General features: G+C 46.8%; 19 protein-coding genes. 7 read left to right on the forward strand and 12 right to left on the reverse strand.

The features are described from left to right. Positions 1-135 precede the first annotated feature (135 nt). Positions 136-2,553 (reverse strand): EAL domain-containing protein, encoded by a 2,418-nt coding sequence (locus C7R94_RS14890; RefSeq protein WP_106782327.1) that lies wholly within the window; start codon positions 2,551-2,553, stop codon positions 136-138. A gap of 190 nt (positions 2,554-2,743) precedes the next feature. On the opposite strand from C7R94_RS14890, the gene uvsE reads away from it, so the two are divergent. After that, on the forward strand, positions 2,744-3,670 hold the full coding sequence (gene uvsE / locus C7R94_RS14895) for a UV DNA damage repair endonuclease UvsE (protein WP_106782330.1): 927 nt from the start codon (positions 2,744-2,746) through the stop codon (positions 3,668-3,670). Here the strand turns inward: uvsE and C7R94_RS14900 are convergent. After that, positions 3,629-3,943, reverse strand: a complete 315-nt coding sequence (locus C7R94_RS14900) for a hypothetical protein (protein WP_106782486.1) — start codon at positions 3,941-3,943, stop codon at positions 3,629-3,631. The two genes, uvsE and C7R94_RS14900, sit on opposite strands and share 42 nt — an antisense overlap. An 86-nt stretch (positions 3,944-4,029) precedes the next feature. Between C7R94_RS14900 and C7R94_RS14905 the strand changes: the two genes are divergently transcribed. The 4 genes from C7R94_RS14905 to C7R94_RS14920 all read left to right on the forward strand — a co-directional run bounded on the left by C7R94_RS14905 (position 4,030) and on the right by C7R94_RS14920 (position 7,025). Further along, entirely contained in the window at positions 4,030-4,464 is a 435-nt protein-coding gene (locus C7R94_RS14905) for a hypothetical protein (protein ID WP_106782333.1), read from the forward strand. 6 nt (positions 4,465-4,470) lie between these two features. After that, positions 4,471-4,662, forward strand: coding sequence for a hypothetical protein (locus tag C7R94_RS14910; RefSeq protein WP_047068690.1), 192 nt, complete (start codon positions 4,471-4,473; stop codon positions 4,660-4,662). Between the two features lie 329 nt (positions 4,663-4,991). Beyond that, complete coding sequence (gene hutH, locus C7R94_RS14915) at positions 4,992-6,506, forward strand: histidine ammonia-lyase (RefSeq protein ID WP_106782336.1); 1,515 nt, start codon at positions 4,992-4,994, stop codon at positions 6,504-6,506. Between the two features lie 78 nt (positions 6,507-6,584). Beyond that, a complete protein-coding gene (locus C7R94_RS14920) occupies positions 6,585-7,025 on the forward strand; it encodes a thiol-disulfide oxidoreductase DCC family protein (RefSeq protein ID WP_047068688.1) in 441 nt (146 codons plus the stop codon). A 59-nt stretch (positions 7,026-7,084) separates the two neighbouring features. Here the strand turns inward: C7R94_RS14920 and C7R94_RS14925 are convergent, their stop codons facing one another. The 7 genes from C7R94_RS14925 to C7R94_RS14955 all read right to left on the reverse strand — a co-directional run bounded on the left by C7R94_RS14925 (position 7,085) and on the right by C7R94_RS14955 (position 11,251). Continuing rightward, entirely contained in the window at positions 7,085-7,381 is a 297-nt protein-coding gene (locus C7R94_RS14925) for an RNA polymerase alpha subunit C-terminal domain-containing protein (protein WP_106782339.1), read from the reverse strand. Positions 7,382-7,395: 14 nt separating this feature from the next. Then, positions 7,396-8,316 carry an aldo/keto reductase gene (locus tag C7R94_RS14930; protein ID WP_106782341.1) on the reverse strand — a complete coding sequence of 307 codons (921 nt, stop codon included), beginning with the start codon at positions 8,314-8,316 and terminating at the stop codon, positions 7,396-7,398. Between the two features lie 76 nt (positions 8,317-8,392). Then, the gene (locus C7R94_RS14935) at positions 8,393-8,902 is read right to left on the reverse strand and encodes an acyl-CoA thioesterase (RefSeq protein WP_106782344.1); all 510 of its coding nucleotides are present in this window, start codon (positions 8,900-8,902) and stop codon (positions 8,393-8,395) included. 56 nt (positions 8,903-8,958) lie between these two features. After that, positions 8,959-9,723, reverse strand: a complete 765-nt coding sequence (locus C7R94_RS14940; RefSeq protein WP_106782346.1) for a DUF3109 family protein — start codon at positions 9,721-9,723, stop codon at positions 8,959-8,961. Next, positions 9,720-10,040, reverse strand: coding sequence for a hypothetical protein (locus C7R94_RS14945; protein WP_047068683.1), 321 nt, complete (start codon positions 10,038-10,040; stop codon positions 9,720-9,722). The genes C7R94_RS14940 and C7R94_RS14945 overlap by 4 nt, the downstream gene beginning before the upstream one ends. A gap of 112 nt (positions 10,041-10,152) precedes the next feature. Continuing rightward, positions 10,153-10,437, reverse strand: a complete 285-nt coding sequence (locus C7R94_RS14950; RefSeq protein ID WP_007724250.1) for a 4a-hydroxytetrahydrobiopterin dehydratase — start codon at positions 10,435-10,437, stop codon at positions 10,153-10,155. Between the two features lie 76 nt (positions 10,438-10,513). Continuing rightward, positions 10,514-11,251, reverse strand: a complete 738-nt coding sequence (locus C7R94_RS14955) for a class I SAM-dependent methyltransferase (protein ID WP_106782348.1) — start codon at positions 11,249-11,251, stop codon at positions 10,514-10,516. A gap of 178 nt (positions 11,252-11,429) precedes the next feature. Here C7R94_RS14955 and C7R94_RS14960 point away from each other — a divergent pair, with 178 nt between their 5' ends. Both C7R94_RS14960 and C7R94_RS14965 read left to right on the forward strand, forming a co-directional pair. After that, the gene (locus C7R94_RS14960) at positions 11,430-11,855 is read left to right on the forward strand and encodes a VOC family protein (protein WP_106782350.1); all 426 of its coding nucleotides are present in this window, start codon (positions 11,430-11,432) and stop codon (positions 11,853-11,855) included. 33 nt (positions 11,856-11,888) lie between these two features. Beyond that, positions 11,889-12,479, forward strand: coding sequence for a TetR/AcrR family transcriptional regulator (locus tag C7R94_RS14965; RefSeq protein ID WP_106782352.1), 591 nt, complete (start codon positions 11,889-11,891; stop codon positions 12,477-12,479). Between the two features lie 71 nt (positions 12,480-12,550). On the opposite strand, the gene C7R94_RS14970 is transcribed toward C7R94_RS14965, so the two are convergent. From C7R94_RS14970 to splB, 3 genes are all read right to left on the reverse strand, one after another. Continuing rightward, positions 12,551-13,243: a deoxynucleoside kinase gene (locus C7R94_RS14970; protein WP_106782354.1), complete on the reverse strand. Its 693-nt coding sequence runs from the start codon at positions 13,241-13,243 to the stop codon at positions 12,551-12,553. Positions 13,244-13,285: 42 nt separating this feature from the next. Continuing rightward, the gene (locus C7R94_RS14975) at positions 13,286-13,927 is read right to left on the reverse strand and encodes a deoxynucleoside kinase (protein ID WP_106782489.1); all 642 of its coding nucleotides are present in this window, start codon (positions 13,925-13,927) and stop codon (positions 13,286-13,288) included. A 155-nt stretch (positions 13,928-14,082) separates the two neighbouring features. Then, positions 14,083-15,156: a spore photoproduct lyase gene (gene splB / locus C7R94_RS14980; RefSeq protein WP_106782357.1), complete on the reverse strand. Its 1,074-nt coding sequence runs from the start codon at positions 15,154-15,156 to the stop codon at positions 14,083-14,085. Between the last annotated feature and the right edge of the window lie 73 nt (positions 15,157-15,229).

The raw sequence follows: 15,229 nt of genomic DNA on the forward strand, positions 1-15,229 counted from the left end.
CTTTCTTCCTAGATGCAATTCCTTGACAAGTTAGCAGGAATAGTACATTTTACGTGCCAATTCGACAGCTATACCACCTCATTTGGCTGGCAGATGCAAAACAAAAGAGCAGCTCATGAGAGCTGCTCCTCTTGTTTAACTAACGCCTTTTTGGTCTTGCAAATAAAACGCTACGTCTTCACTCGGTAACGGCCTGCTGAATAAATAGCCTTGCACTTCTTCACACAGATGCTCCTGTAAAAACGCAAGCTCCTCCTTTGTCTCTACGCCTTCCGCGATTACATGCAGTTGCAAATGATGGGCCATGGAAATAATCGTGGACACTATGGCCTGATTGGAAGGCTCATCAATCATGTCGCGCACAAACGAGCGATCAATTTTCAAACGATTCAACGGAAATTCTTTCAGATAGTAGAGGGAACTGTAGCCCGTCCCAAAGTCGTCAATCGCAACGTGCACCCCTAATTGCTTTAATTCCTTGAGTGCCTGTGTGGCGCGCTGGACGTCGATCATGCTGCTTTCTGTGATTTCCAGCTCCAGGTATTCCGGTGCTAACCCTGTATCGTGCAGAATCTCAGCGACCATCTGGGTAAAGTCTTGTTTGAGGAATTGACGTGCAGATAGATTGACGGCTACCCGAAGCGGCATGAGTCCTTGGTCTTGCCATTGCTTGTTCTGTTTGCAGGCCGTCCGCAGCACCCATTCTCCAATTGGTACGATCAACCCGGTTTCTTCTGCTACTGAGATAAACTGGTCTGGCAAAAGTAAGCCTCGTTCAGGATGATCCCAACGAATCAAAGCTTCTACACCAACGATTGCGCCTGATTTGGCACTTACCTGTGGCTGGTAATGCAATAAAAATTCTTGTCTGGCCAAAGCGCGATTCAATTCATTTTGAATATTCATTTTGCCATTCACTGCTTGCTCCAGATTCGGTACGTACAAGTGGAAACTGTTCTTCCCTTTGTCTTTGGCTGCATACATCGCCGCATCTGCGTTACGCATCAAGACAATTCTATCTTGCCCATCCTCTGGATATCGAGAAATCCCGATACTCGTCGTTATGTACAGTTCGTGCCCATGGATAAAAAATGCTTGTTCAATCCCTTGGTTGATTTCATTCGCCATGGAAAATACTTCTCTTTCCGTGACATCTGTAAGAATCACCATGAATTCGTCTCCACCAAGCCTGCTCACCGTTCCTTTTTCACCCACGCAATCCTGCACACGCAAGGAGGCTTCCTGAAGTAACAGGTCGCCAAAATCATGCCCTAATGAATCATTTACCAGCTTGAAATGGTCGAGATCCAGAAACATAACGTAAACTTGCTGATCTGTTTTTTGTGCCTCCATGATTGCCTGATCCAGTTGCTGTTCGACAAAACGGCGATTCGGCAAACCAGTCAACGAATCATGAAAAGCGAGATAATTGATTTTTGCCTCGTATTCCTTTTTATTGGTAATGTCTCTCATAATCATAAAGACACCCGTAATCTGCTGATCGACAAATACGGGGGTATGGGTCATGTTCAGATGAAGCTGACGCCCCTCTCTCGTGGTCAAGGTAATATCGTAGTTTCGGCCCTCACCTTGTACTGCATTTGTAAAATGTGTCGAGATGAGCTCAGCATCTGTAGAAGTACACATCGTCATTAATTTTTCGAGAGGCAAGCTCTGCTCCTTTGTCAATCGCATCGCCGCAGGATTCATGACGCTTTGGCTTCCATCGATCGAGTAAAAGATTACCCCGTCATAATTGTGCTCAAATAGCGATTTATATCGCTGATCACTTTCTAGCACGCGCAAGGTCTTCCCTGCGAATTGCTTGTCCACGTATACAGAAGCCAAGGTCACGACTAGAATCAACACGCTGACAATGCCAATCATGGTAGCGATCAGTCCCGAATCATCATCCGAGATCACTGTGATTGTCATGTGCTCGTGAGCGACGAATGTAGTGGCGTACATTCCCGTGTAATGCATGCCGGTAATGGCTGCCCCCATCAACAGCCCTGCAAAAATTTTACTCCAGAGACCTTCTACTGGGTCCATCGAACGCAATTGAAACGTAAGAATCAACGCAACCATCGAGAACAGGATAGCCACGAAAATGGATACGGTAAACCATAGCCAATCGTACAAAATAATGGCGTTCATCATCATCGCTGCTATCCCTGTATAATGCATTCCGGCGATACCAGACCCAATGACAACTGATCCTGTTACCACCCTCGTTTTGGACATGGACTGCTCGCTCACGATCCATAATGTAAGCGCTGACGATAACACGGCCAAAACAATCGAGAAAAATACAATCAAGTTATCATACTGGACAGCAATCGGCAGATGCAAGGCAAGCATGGCAACAAAATGCATAGCCCAAATACCAAGCCCCATGGAGACGGCTCCAGCACATAACCAAAACACACGTCCCCTGCCTTTTGCATAATGGAGACGTGCGCCTAGATCTAATGCTGTGTATGACGCCATTGCTGAAATAAAATAGGAGAGAAAAACCAGAGTCATACTATAGGATTGGTCAAGACTATTCATTGCATTCTCCTTCAAAAACCTCTACCGAAGTCTACTCACGAGGAACGTCCGCATTTTTAGGGAAAGGTTGTAGGCGTGCCTGTGACATTCTCCCATCTTATCCGTTTTATAATTCTCTGGCAAGAAGCCGACGACGTTCCCGTTTTGGAGATACTACAAAGGAATGCTGCTGCAAAGGAGGGAGATTTCCTTGATCCGTATGGGCTATGCCTGCATCAGTGTAAAGACAAAAAACAATCCAAACAAAAAAACGACGGTTGCCCAGGTAAATAAATTAGATCCCCCAGCTCGGTTAAAAAAGCTGCGGCAGGTTATGCAGGCAAACTTTTTCAATTTAATGGATTTACTTGCTTATAATGTAGAAAATCAGATCTTTTTGTATCGACTTCCTTCTGAATTTGTTCCACTGGCTACTCATCCAGTAGCAGCTGAATGGGATTGGGCAAAAGAATTCGCATGGGACTTCCAAAAGGCAGGAAATTATATCCGCAATCATGGCATTCGTTTGACAGCTCATCCCGGACATTACAGCATATTAAACAGCGACAAGCCTTCTGTGCTGGAATCGACAATTGCCGATTTTTCCTACCATGCAAAAGTGTTTGATTTACTGGGGCTCGACGATAATTCCGTCTTGGTGACACATGTGGGAGGGGTATACGAAGATAAAGCCTCTTCTCTCGATCGTTTTGCATCCAACTTCGAGCTGCTTCCTGAAAACGTCAAGCGCCGTTTAGTCGTGGAAAACGATGACACTTCTTTTACCATGCGCGAGGTACTGGAGCTATGCGAACGGGTAGGTGTGCCGATGGTGCTCGATATTCACCACCACAACTGCCATTCTGATGGCGAACATTGGACGGAATACCTTCCACGGATTATTCAAACCTGGGGAGAGCGCACACCGAAGATGCACATGTCCTCGCCTAAGTCAGCCAATGACTTTCGCGCTCATGCAGACGATATTGACCCAGAGGCGTTCCTTACATTTGTCAGTGCGCTCGCGGATTACAATGTGGACATCATATTGGAATGTAAAAATAAGGATGATGCCCTACTTACTTTAAGACGCGAGTTAAAGAAAAAGGGAGTCTCTGTTGAAGCATTTACGAATTGAGAATAGAAAAGGACGCCGCTTCATTAGCTGGCGTCCTTCCTCATGCGCTTCAAAATGAACATCCGCAATCACACCCACGCCCTCGTCTATGCCCCCGACTATGTCGATAATTGTATCCCGATGAGGAGCTGCTGCCACTCGAAGATGATGAGCCTCGACCAAAGGAACTGCTACCATCATTCCATAATTGGCAACGGTCATGATAATGATGCATTCTCCGCTCATGATGCTTATAATGTCTGCGGTATTCCATGTATTTGCGGCGATTTTCACGATGCTCATCGCATTTGTGGCGGAAATACTCCATCCGATCCATATGGAACTGGAATTTGAACAGGTACTGCTCCAGTTCCCTTCCTATGTTCTCATTCGGTCGCGCATTCGGCCTGATATTTGGCCTGATATTCGGTCTTAGATTTGGCATCATATTTGGACTTTCGTTCGGCCGCACATTTGGTCTGACATTCGGCCTTACATTCGGCCTTACATTTGGTCCGACATTTGGCCGCATATTTGGACTTTCGTTTGGCCTTACGTTCGGTCTGACATTTGGCCTCATGTTTGGACTCTCATTTGGTCGCACGTTTGGTCTAACGTTTGGCCTCATGTTTGGGCTCTCATTTGGCCTTACATTCGGCGAAGCATTAGGCATAGGGTTTGCCGGCATCCGGTTGGGTGGCGTTGGATTTGCTGGTATCCGATTTGGCGGCATGACGTTTGGCACGTTCGGGTTAGCCAGATTGGGAGCAGGCATGATCGGTTTTTGCGGCATTGGGCGCGCCGGAATAGAATGATTCGGATTGATTGGACTTTCCGACTTGGGCTTTTCAGGAGAAGGCTTGATAGGTGACGGCATCGATGGAGACGGCAATGGCATCGCTGAAGAAGGCGGTTTCGGCATTTCTTTAGGACGCCTTGGGAGTGCGGTAGGCATAGGCGGCATCTTACGTCGCTTTTCCACGGAATTCTACACGTCCTTTCGGATGAACTAACACAGTACATGGTATGACATTTATCCAACTCGAGAGACGACTATCGCCCAGTTTAAAAAAATGGACTAAGCCCGTTTTTTGCTCTCTAGGGAAGCCGCCGTGACAAGATCATCTTGACTGCACGTAGGCATTTGATACAATGGTAGCAATAGATAAAATAATCAGACAGTTGCATATGAACGAAAGTGAGGAAGAACGTATGCCGCGACGAATGCAGGCTTACACGTTTTTATCCAATCACATACATGCTCTCGAGCGAGGGGTTAGGAGATGATATCCTAACCCCTCGCTCTTTTCGTTCTCTGCTCTGCTAAAGGAGGAAATTACAGATGAATCAGCAAGTAAACGTTGTTAAAGTAGATGGGGATCAATTGCGTATCGAAGATGTTGTTTCCATTGCTAGAAACGCCACCCACATTCAATTGACCGAAGAAGCATTGAATCGTGTTCGTGCTTCACGTGCCATGGTGGAGAAAATGGTGTCGCAGCAGGAGGTCGTATACGGAATCACCACTGGCTTCGGAAAATTCTCCGATGTCATGATCCACGATGAGGACGTAAGCAAGCTGCAAGAAAATTTGATTATGAGTCATGCTTGCGGGATGGGCGACCCTTATGCCGTTGAAGTTGTCCGTGCGATGATGGCATTACGCATCAACGCCTTGGCAAAGGGGTATTCGGGAATTCGGGAAGAAACATTACTTCAGCTAGTAGAACTATGCAATCGAGGGGTTCATCCGATTATTCCTCAACAAGGCTCCCTTGGTGCCAGCGGAGACCTGGCCCCTCTCGCTCATATGGTACTGGTCATGCTCGGCAAAGGTGAAGCGCTCGTCAATGGCAAGCGGCTTTCCGGCAAAGAAGCGCTAAGCGAAGTAGGTCTCTCCCCTATTCGACTGGAGGCAAAAGAAGGTCTGGCTCTGATTAACGGTACACAGGCGATGACCGCACAGCTTTGCCTCGCCTTATATGATTCACGAGTCCTGCTTGAAAGCGCTGAATTGATTGCGGCGATGACGATTGAAGCGCTGCGTGGAATTCCAAAAGCCTTTGATCCTCAGCTCCATCTCGTCCGCCCGCATCCAGGACAGCAGGAATCAGCAAAGCGCTTACTCCAGCATTTATCCGGCAGCAAACGAACGACTGCGCAGGGTGAGCTACGCGTCCAAGATCCATACAGCCTTCGTTGCCTCCCGCAAGTGCACGGTGCAACTCGTGATACGCTGGACTATGTATGGACCACAGTTACACGTGAATGCAATAGCGTCACCGATAACCCTATCCTTTTTACGGAAACAGGCAACGTCATCTCCGGGGGGAACTTCCATGGTCAGCCAATGGCATTCGCAGCCGATTTTCTTGCCATTGCCATCGCTGAGCTGGCAAATATTTCGGAAAGACGCACGGAACGTCTCGTCAATCCACAGCTAAGTGGTCTTCCCGGATTCTTAACCGAAAATGGCGGACTCCATTCTGGATTTATGATTACGCAATATGTAGCCGCTTCCATTGTTTCTGAAAACAAAGTGCTCTGCCATCCGGCATCAGTCGATTCGATTCCGTCATCTGCCAATCAGGAGGACCATGTCAGCATGGGTACGACTTCTGCTCGCAAGCTCCGCACGATCGTATCGAATGTCACCAAGGTGCTTGCCATCGAATATTTAGCAGCAGCACAAGCTATCGATTTTGGTTCGGGAGATCTTGGAACAGGTACAGCGCGAGCCTATGAGCAGTTGCGCCAGGTGATTCCCCGCCTGCATGAAGACCGCGAAATGCATCCTGATCTCGTAAAGGCAGAAGAGCTGATCCAGCAAGGGACACTCGCATTTGTGACGGAATAATCATTGGTGAATAGGAACGACTGTCTTTCTCTGTTATGATGGAGCTAAGGATAAGCATGTAGATAAACCACTTGAAGTATGGAGGGCTGTCTCATGAAAGCAGGCAGAGAACTGGACCACCCTGAGTACCTGTTACTGTTTGATGGGGTTTGTCATCTGTGCCACGGTGCTGTCCAGTTTATTTTGAAGCGTGATCCGCATGGGCACATTCATTTTGCTTCCTTGCAGTCACAGAGAGCGCAGGAAATTTTGTCTCATTACAACTATCAGGAAAAAGACATGTCATCCGTGGTCTTTATCGCCAACGGACAGCTATATACAAAATCGGATGCGATCTTGCACGTTGGCCGCAAGCTTCAAGGTGGATGGCCTCTGCTGTCAAACATAGCTCGGCTCATCCCAAGGCCTGTCCGCAATCCGATTTATGATTGGGTCGCGAGAAATCGCTATCGATGGATGGGCAAAGCAGAGCAATGCATGCTACCTACCCCGCAGATCAGATCCCGCTTTTTAGATTAAAAGAAAAGGAGAAGTCGCTGTCCTCTCGCGGCTCCTCCTTTTTTGTTGTCTGTGCCCATTCATTCGTTCTTGAATGACAATCCCTTCTCGTTCAATGCTGCCCGAAGCTTCGGCATAGATGCTGGCCCCATCCCATGAAATTTCAGAATCTCTTTTTCGCTGTAGCTTGCGAGCTGTTCCAAGGTAGTGATTCCATTGTGTTCTAGTGCCCTTCTTGCTGGTGCCGAGAGCAGAGAAAGAAATCCAGTATCCGGTTTGCGTTCTTGCTCACAGATTGGACAAGTCGGACAGTCACTGCTTTTCATGTAAGAATGACCATTCGCGCACGTTCTTACCGTTTTTTTGGAAGATGTCATGGCACGCATCCTTTTTATTTCGACTTCGCTTGTGGATGCTCATCGCTTACATAGTCAGCTGCTTTGGCATTTGCCTCTACCTGCGCTGGGCTCTTGCTGCCTGGGATCACGGTTGTGACAGCCGGATGCTTGAGGCACCACGCCAATGCCCACTGCGCCATATCCATTCCTTCAGGAACTTCATTTTTCTTGATTTCTTCTACTTGGAGCAAGAGCTTGTTGACATGCTCCTGATCATGTCGATGCCGCACATCGTTACCACCGAACACAGAACCTGGCTTATACTTTCCGCTTAAATAACCACTCGCCAACGGAACGCGAGCCAACACACCCAGGTCTTGCTGCTGGCAGGAAGCAAAAACACCTTCTTCCGACTTTTGATCCAGACGATTGTATACTACTTGGATTGCTTTTGCATTCACCGAAGTAGCGGCAGATGTTTGATGCATATTGTCATTTTTCGCAATCGAGAGGCCGAGATGACGGATCGTTCCTGCCTGCACCTGTTTGTCGAGGTAGGTCCACAAGTCATCGTTATCAAAAGCCTCGTCAGGTCCTGAGTGGAATTGGTACAAGTCAATATAGTCGGTTTGTAAGGCTTGAAGCGATTTTTCCAATTGCTGCTGAACTTCAGCTGCTCCGTAGTGATTGGTTCGAGAAAATTTGTCATGAAAATGATGCCCGAATTTCGTCGCCACAATCCAGTCTTCCCGGCGGCTTTTTTTCAAATATCCTCCGATAAGCTGTTCGGACAGATGATCTCCGTAGCATTCTGCTGTATCAATCAAGTTGATGCCGAGATCTTTTGCTTTGTCGAGAATCTGGTCAACACCTTCTTGGGAGAAATCCATCCCCCACTCCCCGCCAAATTGCCAGGTACCTACACCGATCACGGATACGTTCAGATCCGTTTTTCCTAGTCTGCGGTACTTCATTGCCCGATTCCTCCTCATCATGGATAAACGAGAATCCCCTGAACGAATGTTCGTTCAGGGTGAAGACCAAAAAAAATTAGATGTTTTTCTCGATGTTCAATTGACTCACGAAATCTTGCAGATTCCCTTTTCGTTCTTTGCGCATTTTCTTGCGCTCATCCGCTGTGGCCATCAATCGCTCTTCTTCCTCTGTTTCAGGGACGATGGCTGGCACCTCGGTCGGATTTCCTTCCTCATCTAAGGCAACAAAGGTGAGAAAAGATGTCGCGGTCAAAATGCGCTTGCCAGTCTGGAGATTTTCCGAGACGACTTTTACGAATATCTCCATAGATGTTTTGCCCGTTGACGAAACAAACGCTTCCAGGCAGATGGAATGTCCCATTTTAACGGGAGCAAGAAAATCAATGGAGTCAATCGATGCTGTCACAACAGGGCGACGCGAATGTCGCATCGCAGCGATTGCAGCTACCTCATCTATATAAGCCATCATCGTACCACCAAAAATAGTCCCATGGTAATTCGTATCAGATGGCTGAACCAGTGATGCCTGAATTGTACGAGATTCTTGAGTTGTCTTGACGTTCATCGCTGTTGCTCCTTTATCAATCTACTTGATGCATACATCATCATATCACAAGGCATTCAACGTTCCAATTGATAGCTGCTCGCAAGGATGCCTTCTATTCTCTCTGCATCATCTTGCAGGATATAACGTAACAAAGGGAGATTCCACTCATAAGCTGGTCGATAGCCGTCTAATGCAAACAGCTTGTCGTCTATATGCGTGGCAAGCTTTCGGCGGGCTGGACTGGCACAGTAAAACTGCTCCAAATAATCCGTACCCCATCTGGAAAAGGAGGATGTTTCATTCGTAACGGCCGTTAACAGAATCCCATCCTCTGTATCAATCAAATCGATTGGATACAGTTGACAGCTGAATGGCTTGAGAGGCTCTACTTCACGACCAGTTTGCTCGGCGTAAGCATGGATCGCACAGCCGTAACGCCCATTTTTTTCTTGATAAAAAAGACAATTGCCATGTCGCATGCGAATCGTTCCTGGAGGCTCATTGCGATCCCAAACTCCATGAAGAAGCCAATGATTGCGTTCAGACTCATCCTGGAGCCCGGCAGAGATAGAGGGGATTTCCCCCTCCAAGATTGGAATCTGCCATTCTTCTACTGCGTAAGGTTGTCCACCCTCACAGCAGGTCTCACGATGTACGGTCCTGCAATTCCAGCAGTCCAAGTGAAACAGAGCACCAAGGGCTGTTACATCAACCAAATATTGTCCCGCTCTCACCAATGAATGCTTGTTTTTCTTTATATATTTTTCGCAGTGGTACGCCTCTTTATCAGACATGGGATCGGGCGTGCCTACATAGCGAAAAGCTCGCTTCGTTTTCATTTTTGCAAAACAATCTCCGCTTCTGTTCCAAAAATACGCAAATGGCCTTCCTCATAGCTAGCCAAATCTACCTCATCACCCGGGATTTCCATCAGGATTTCCATTTCTTCGCCCTCTGCTGTCGTAAACACGAGCAGTAGATCTTTTTCTTCAAATTCATTGTCAGTCAGCTTGGTTTCCAGAAGCTGCGCTTGAAATTGTGTTACCTCTTCCTCTTCTTCACTATCGGTATCCCATTGGGTAAAAGTCACGGAAGCCTTTTGATTTTTATACTCCGCCAACAGCTGAATCAATTGCTCGTGTTGTTGAATGTCCATCTTAATAATCCCTCCGAAATGGTTCATACTGCCCATCATAACAAAGTAGCTCGTAAAAAGCCAAAAAGAAACACCGCTTCGCTATGGGAAGCGGCTACTTCTCTTCTGCCTTTCAGCTTACTTTGCTAATGGTCTGGGCTAATGCAAAATCTTTGCCGGTTAAACCTTTTGCCTCGCGGGTGGCTAGCGTAAACGTGACTGTTCCACCTGCCAGATGAATCTCCACGTGCTGATTGTCATGCTCAAGCATCTCTGCCACACGGTTGACGAAACTAATCGCCGTGGAAAAGTCACGACAGTGGTACGTGCGTGATAGCGCCATTCGGTCTTCTACCAGCTTCCAGCCAGGTACCTTGCTCAGATACAATTTGACCTGTTCCAAAGACAGCTTGCTCATTGTAGCAATGCCCCCTTTTACCCGATAAATGGTTGTTACACCATCATATTCACGAGACGTACAGGTTATCCGCAACCTATTGCTTCACAGCATAAAAAATCATACGCGGTGATTCATGCGCCACATATTCGTCAAACTGATAATTTCCAAACACTTGAATTTTTTCGAATCCTGCCTCTGTAAGCATGGCAATCATTTGCTGGGCAGAAAACAAGCGAACCTGCTCCATATACTCACGCGGTTCATTCGAAGACTCATCGGAAATCAGTATCCGCTTTTTCACAAATCCATCCTGGATCCAGCGTTCTTCTTCAATCAACATCCCACTGACTTCCTTCGAGGAGTGCGGCACGAGATTATCGATGACGTACGCTGCATTTAAGAAATCGATGACCACTTCACCTTTTGTTTTGAGCGCTTGTGCCATGTTACGAATAACGTTAGCATTTTCTTCATCTGTGGAGAAATAACCAAAGCTGGTAAACAAATTCACCACGATATCAAATTCTTCGTGAAACGGAATGTCGCGCATGTCACAGCGGGCAAAACTTAGCTGTGGATAGGTGTTTTGTTCCTCTGCCAACTGTAAAAGAACAGGCGACAAATCCACACCAACTACTTCATACCCCCGGCGAGCCAGCGCACGCGAATGACGCCCGCTCCCGCAGCAAAGATCAAGTACGCGTCCTGTGTCCTTTACCGGCAATCTTTCCAACAGATTAGCGATCTCTCCATCTGCTGCCGAGTCGTCCCTATGACGATACACAAGCACATAATCTTCGCGAAAGCTGCGTTCAAACCATTCTTCTGCCATGTCTGAGCCCCTTTAATTCCAAGATGTTCTTATTATACCACAGCGGGGTTTATCCGTTGCCCATTTGCATGTGGCAAAGTGTAGGAAAGCTTTGTTGAAAAAATTGCGAAATCACTTTACATACATACAGTATGTATGTTAATTTAACCTCATCCAAATCGTGAGGGAGAGATCCGTAATGAAAGTGAACAGCTTTTACCCTGTCATTTTGACAGAACAAGTTGAGGCCAGCGCGAAGTTTTATCGTGAAAACTTTGGATTTGAAATTGTTTTCGAAGCTGACTGGTATGTGAGCCTGCAAAATCTAAGCAGCACTCCGGCATTTGAGCTAGCCATCTTGGATCCTTCTCACAACACGATTCCACAAGGATTCCGAAAGCCAGTAGATGGTGGCCTTATCCTTAATTTCGAAGTCGATGATGTTGACGCTGAATACGAGAGACTTATTGTGAAAGCAGGTCTTCCTCTCCATCTCGACATTAGAGACGAGGATTTTGGTCAGCGGCATTTTATTACAGCCGATCCAAACGGCATTTTACTTGATATCATAAAGGTAATCCCGCCTTCTGCAGCGTATGCTGACAGTTATGTTGACCCTGTCTAATCAGGCATGAAATAAGTAAGGAGATCGTATAGCATGAGGATGTCCAAAGCAGAGCAAAAACAGCAGACGATGCAAAAATTAATCGACGTAGCAAGAGAGATGTTCTCCAGGCAAGGCTACGCGGATGCCGCCATGGAAGACATCGTAAAACAAGCCGGGGTGACCCGTGGTGCACTGTACCATCATTTCGGGAGCAAAGAAGGATTATTTGAGGCAGTACTTGCTTCTGTCCAACAAGAAATCGGAGAGCGAGTAGAAGCTGAAGCTGCGAAAAGTGAGGAGCCTTGGCAACAATTGATCCTGGGTTGCTTGGCCTTTGTCTCTGCGGCCGTCGAACATCGCAACAAACGGATTTTGCTTATCGATGGACCTTCTGTCATCGGATGGGAAACGTGGCGCCGGATGGACGAGGAAAACTCCATGCGGCATCTCAGGGAGCAGCTTCAAACGATGCAAGATCAAGGGTACCTACGTCCCGTTTCCATCGATGCTCTGACGCATTTGCTGTCTGGTGCCATGAACGAAGCCGTGCTCTGGATTTCGGAGACGCCTGATCATGAGAAATCTCTTGCGGAAGTTTCAGCAGCGATGACCCTTCTCTTGGAAGGATATCGCACCAAATAAAAGCAAAGTACCCCTGCTTCCGCCTTCTTACCGGCAAAATGCAGGGGTGCTTTTGTTATTGCTATGGGCTTCTATGATGAAAAGCGTGTAGCTCGTCCAATCCGAATTTTTTCAGCAGCCCGAGCAATAATGCTCTCTACGGAAGATGGGTCCTCCACAACGTCGTATTCGTTGATATTGACCCGCAAAATCGGACAGGAAGTAAAGGAGGCAATCCAGCTATCATAGCGGCCAAATAAATCCTGCCAGTAATCGATCGGAGTTTGTTGCTCCATCGGACGCCCGCGCTCTTTTACGCGACCAATAATATCATCGAAGCTTCCCTCTAAGTAAATCAAAATATCCGGATGCGGGAAGTAAGGCGTCATGACCATCGCTTCAAAAAGTTCTGTATAAGTGCGGTAATCTTCTTCTGTCATGTTGCCTTGCTCGTACAGCATGCGGGCAAAAATCCCGGTATCCTCATAAATAGAGCGATCTTGGACAAAACCGCCGCCATAATCAAACATCCTTTTTTGTTCCTTAAAGCGTTCTGCCAAAAAGAAAATTTGCAAATGGAAACCCCAACGCGATAAATCGTTATAGTAACGGCCCAAATACGGGTTATTGTCAACCTTTTCTACGGACACACGAAATCCGAGCTGATCTGCCAAGGCATGAGTAAAGGTGGATTTTCCTACCCCTACAGTCCCGCCGATCGTAATCACTGCGTTGTTTGGTATCCCGTATTTTTCACGAAGTGTGCTGTTTTGAAACCTCGACATGTAAAAAACTCCTTATCCCCATGCTTACTTTTCCTTCGTTTCCTATCCTTCTTTTCCCATCAACTCTTGAATCCGTGGTGCAATTCGATCTAGTACAATCTTCAAATCTTCTGGTCGATGTACAAAATCCAAATCGTCACAATCGAATTTGATGACAGGCGTATCCGGATGATGCTTTTCAAACGCTTCCATAAACTCGTTGTAATCAGCAATCAGGTTCTCCATATAAGTGACATCCATGCTGCGCTCCATTTCGCGATCGCGCATTGCAATCCGCTTCATCACGGTCTCAATCGAAGCAGTCATGTAGATTACCAAATGGGCCTGAGGCAAATCCTCTGTTAGGATATCATAAATTTTGAGGTACTTTGGCAGGTTATCTCCTTGCAACGTCCGTTTGGCAAAAATCGTATTTTTGAAAATATTGTAATCAGAAACAACGGAAATGCCTTGATTCAGGAACTGTGAATGAATATCCTGCAACTGCTTGTAGCGATTGCAGAGGAAAAACATCTCGAGTTGAAAGCTCCATTCGGCAATATTTTCATAGAATTTACCCAGGAACGGGTTTTCGTAGACAATCTCTTCCAATAGCTGCAAGTTGCATGCACGGCTTAGTTCCCGTGATAAAGAGGTTTTCCCAATACCAATAGGTCCCTCAACGGTAATTAATATGGACTTCATGTATGCTTCGATTCCTTTCAAGAAAATGAGAGCACTCCATATTCTAGCATGTATGTAAGCGTTTGTCGAAAACATTCGCATCGTGTCGTTTGGTATCGTTTGGTAGTATGCTTCACAAAAAGAAAAACTGCTCTTCATCAAGAGCAGTCTGGTTCTTAGGTAAAATATTCAACACGAGCTTGCGGAAACAGTCGGGCAATTTCGCTTTCCAAATGGGCTTGCAAAGCCTTTGCTTGGATGTCGGGATAGACATACTTCCCTTTCCCGTATTTCCCCCATTTATACTTGCGCTCTTCTTCCTTCATCTCCAGCTTCGTTTTCGGATAGCGTTGGAGGATCAAGCTTTTAGCAATCTTAGTAAAACGGTGCTGGATCAACTCGAACGTCAAATCTTCCATCGCTTCGGGGACCAACTGCGAACGCAGCCGCTCCAGCAAATCGGTATACCCCGCTTCCCATCCGTCAAACCAATACAAAGGCGCTAAAATAAAGCCGAGCGGATAACCAGCCTTGGCTACCTTCCCAGCTGCCTCCAGTCGCTGATGAAAGCTGGATGTGCCTGGCTCAAAATTTTTGATGACATAGTCGGCATTCATGCTGAAGCGAAATCGAGTGTGCTTGTTGTGCTTGGCATCCAGCAAGGAATCCACGTGGTGAAACTTGGTCACGAAGCGCAACCGCCCAAACTCCTGCTGGCCCATAAACTCAATTGCTCGTTTCAGATTGCCCGTAAGATGCTCAATGCTTACCGGATCAGATGTACAAGCTGCCTCAAAACGAGTAATTTCTCCCGGGCGTTCTTGGATATACTTCTCGGCCTGCGCCAGAATCTCATCTGTATTGACGTACACCCGAACATACGGCTTTGTCCCGATATTTGTGTTCAAATAGCAATAGTGACAGTGGGCAGCACATCCCGTAGCAAGTGGGATGGCATATTCTGCGGAAGGCTTGGAAGTCTCGAACTTTAATGTTTTGCGTACACCAATGACCAATGTCCGCTTCGCATTGCGATATTTTTCCACTTCTGTATCCCCAGGGATGCCACGAACCTGATTATGGCTGGTCGTCATCTGCATCGGAATTCTTTCCTTTTGAAAACGGCGATACAGCTCTTGCCCTAGTGGATAATTCAATGCATTTGGCTCGACGAAAATATAATCCGGAACAAACAGCTTGCTCCCTTTTTGCTCCGTTTTTTCAGGTCTTTCCAAAAGGGTCGTTCCCATAGCCACCATCCCCCCTTCACCTAGTATGCCCATGCCATTCGACTGGACCTAAGGGGAAGTATGGCTTTGCTCC

The sequence above is a fragment of the Brevibacillus sp. NRRL NRS-603 genome (assembly GCF_003013445.1).
Classification (GTDB): Bacteria; Bacillota; Bacilli; order Brevibacillales; family Brevibacillaceae; genus Brevibacillus; species Brevibacillus formosus.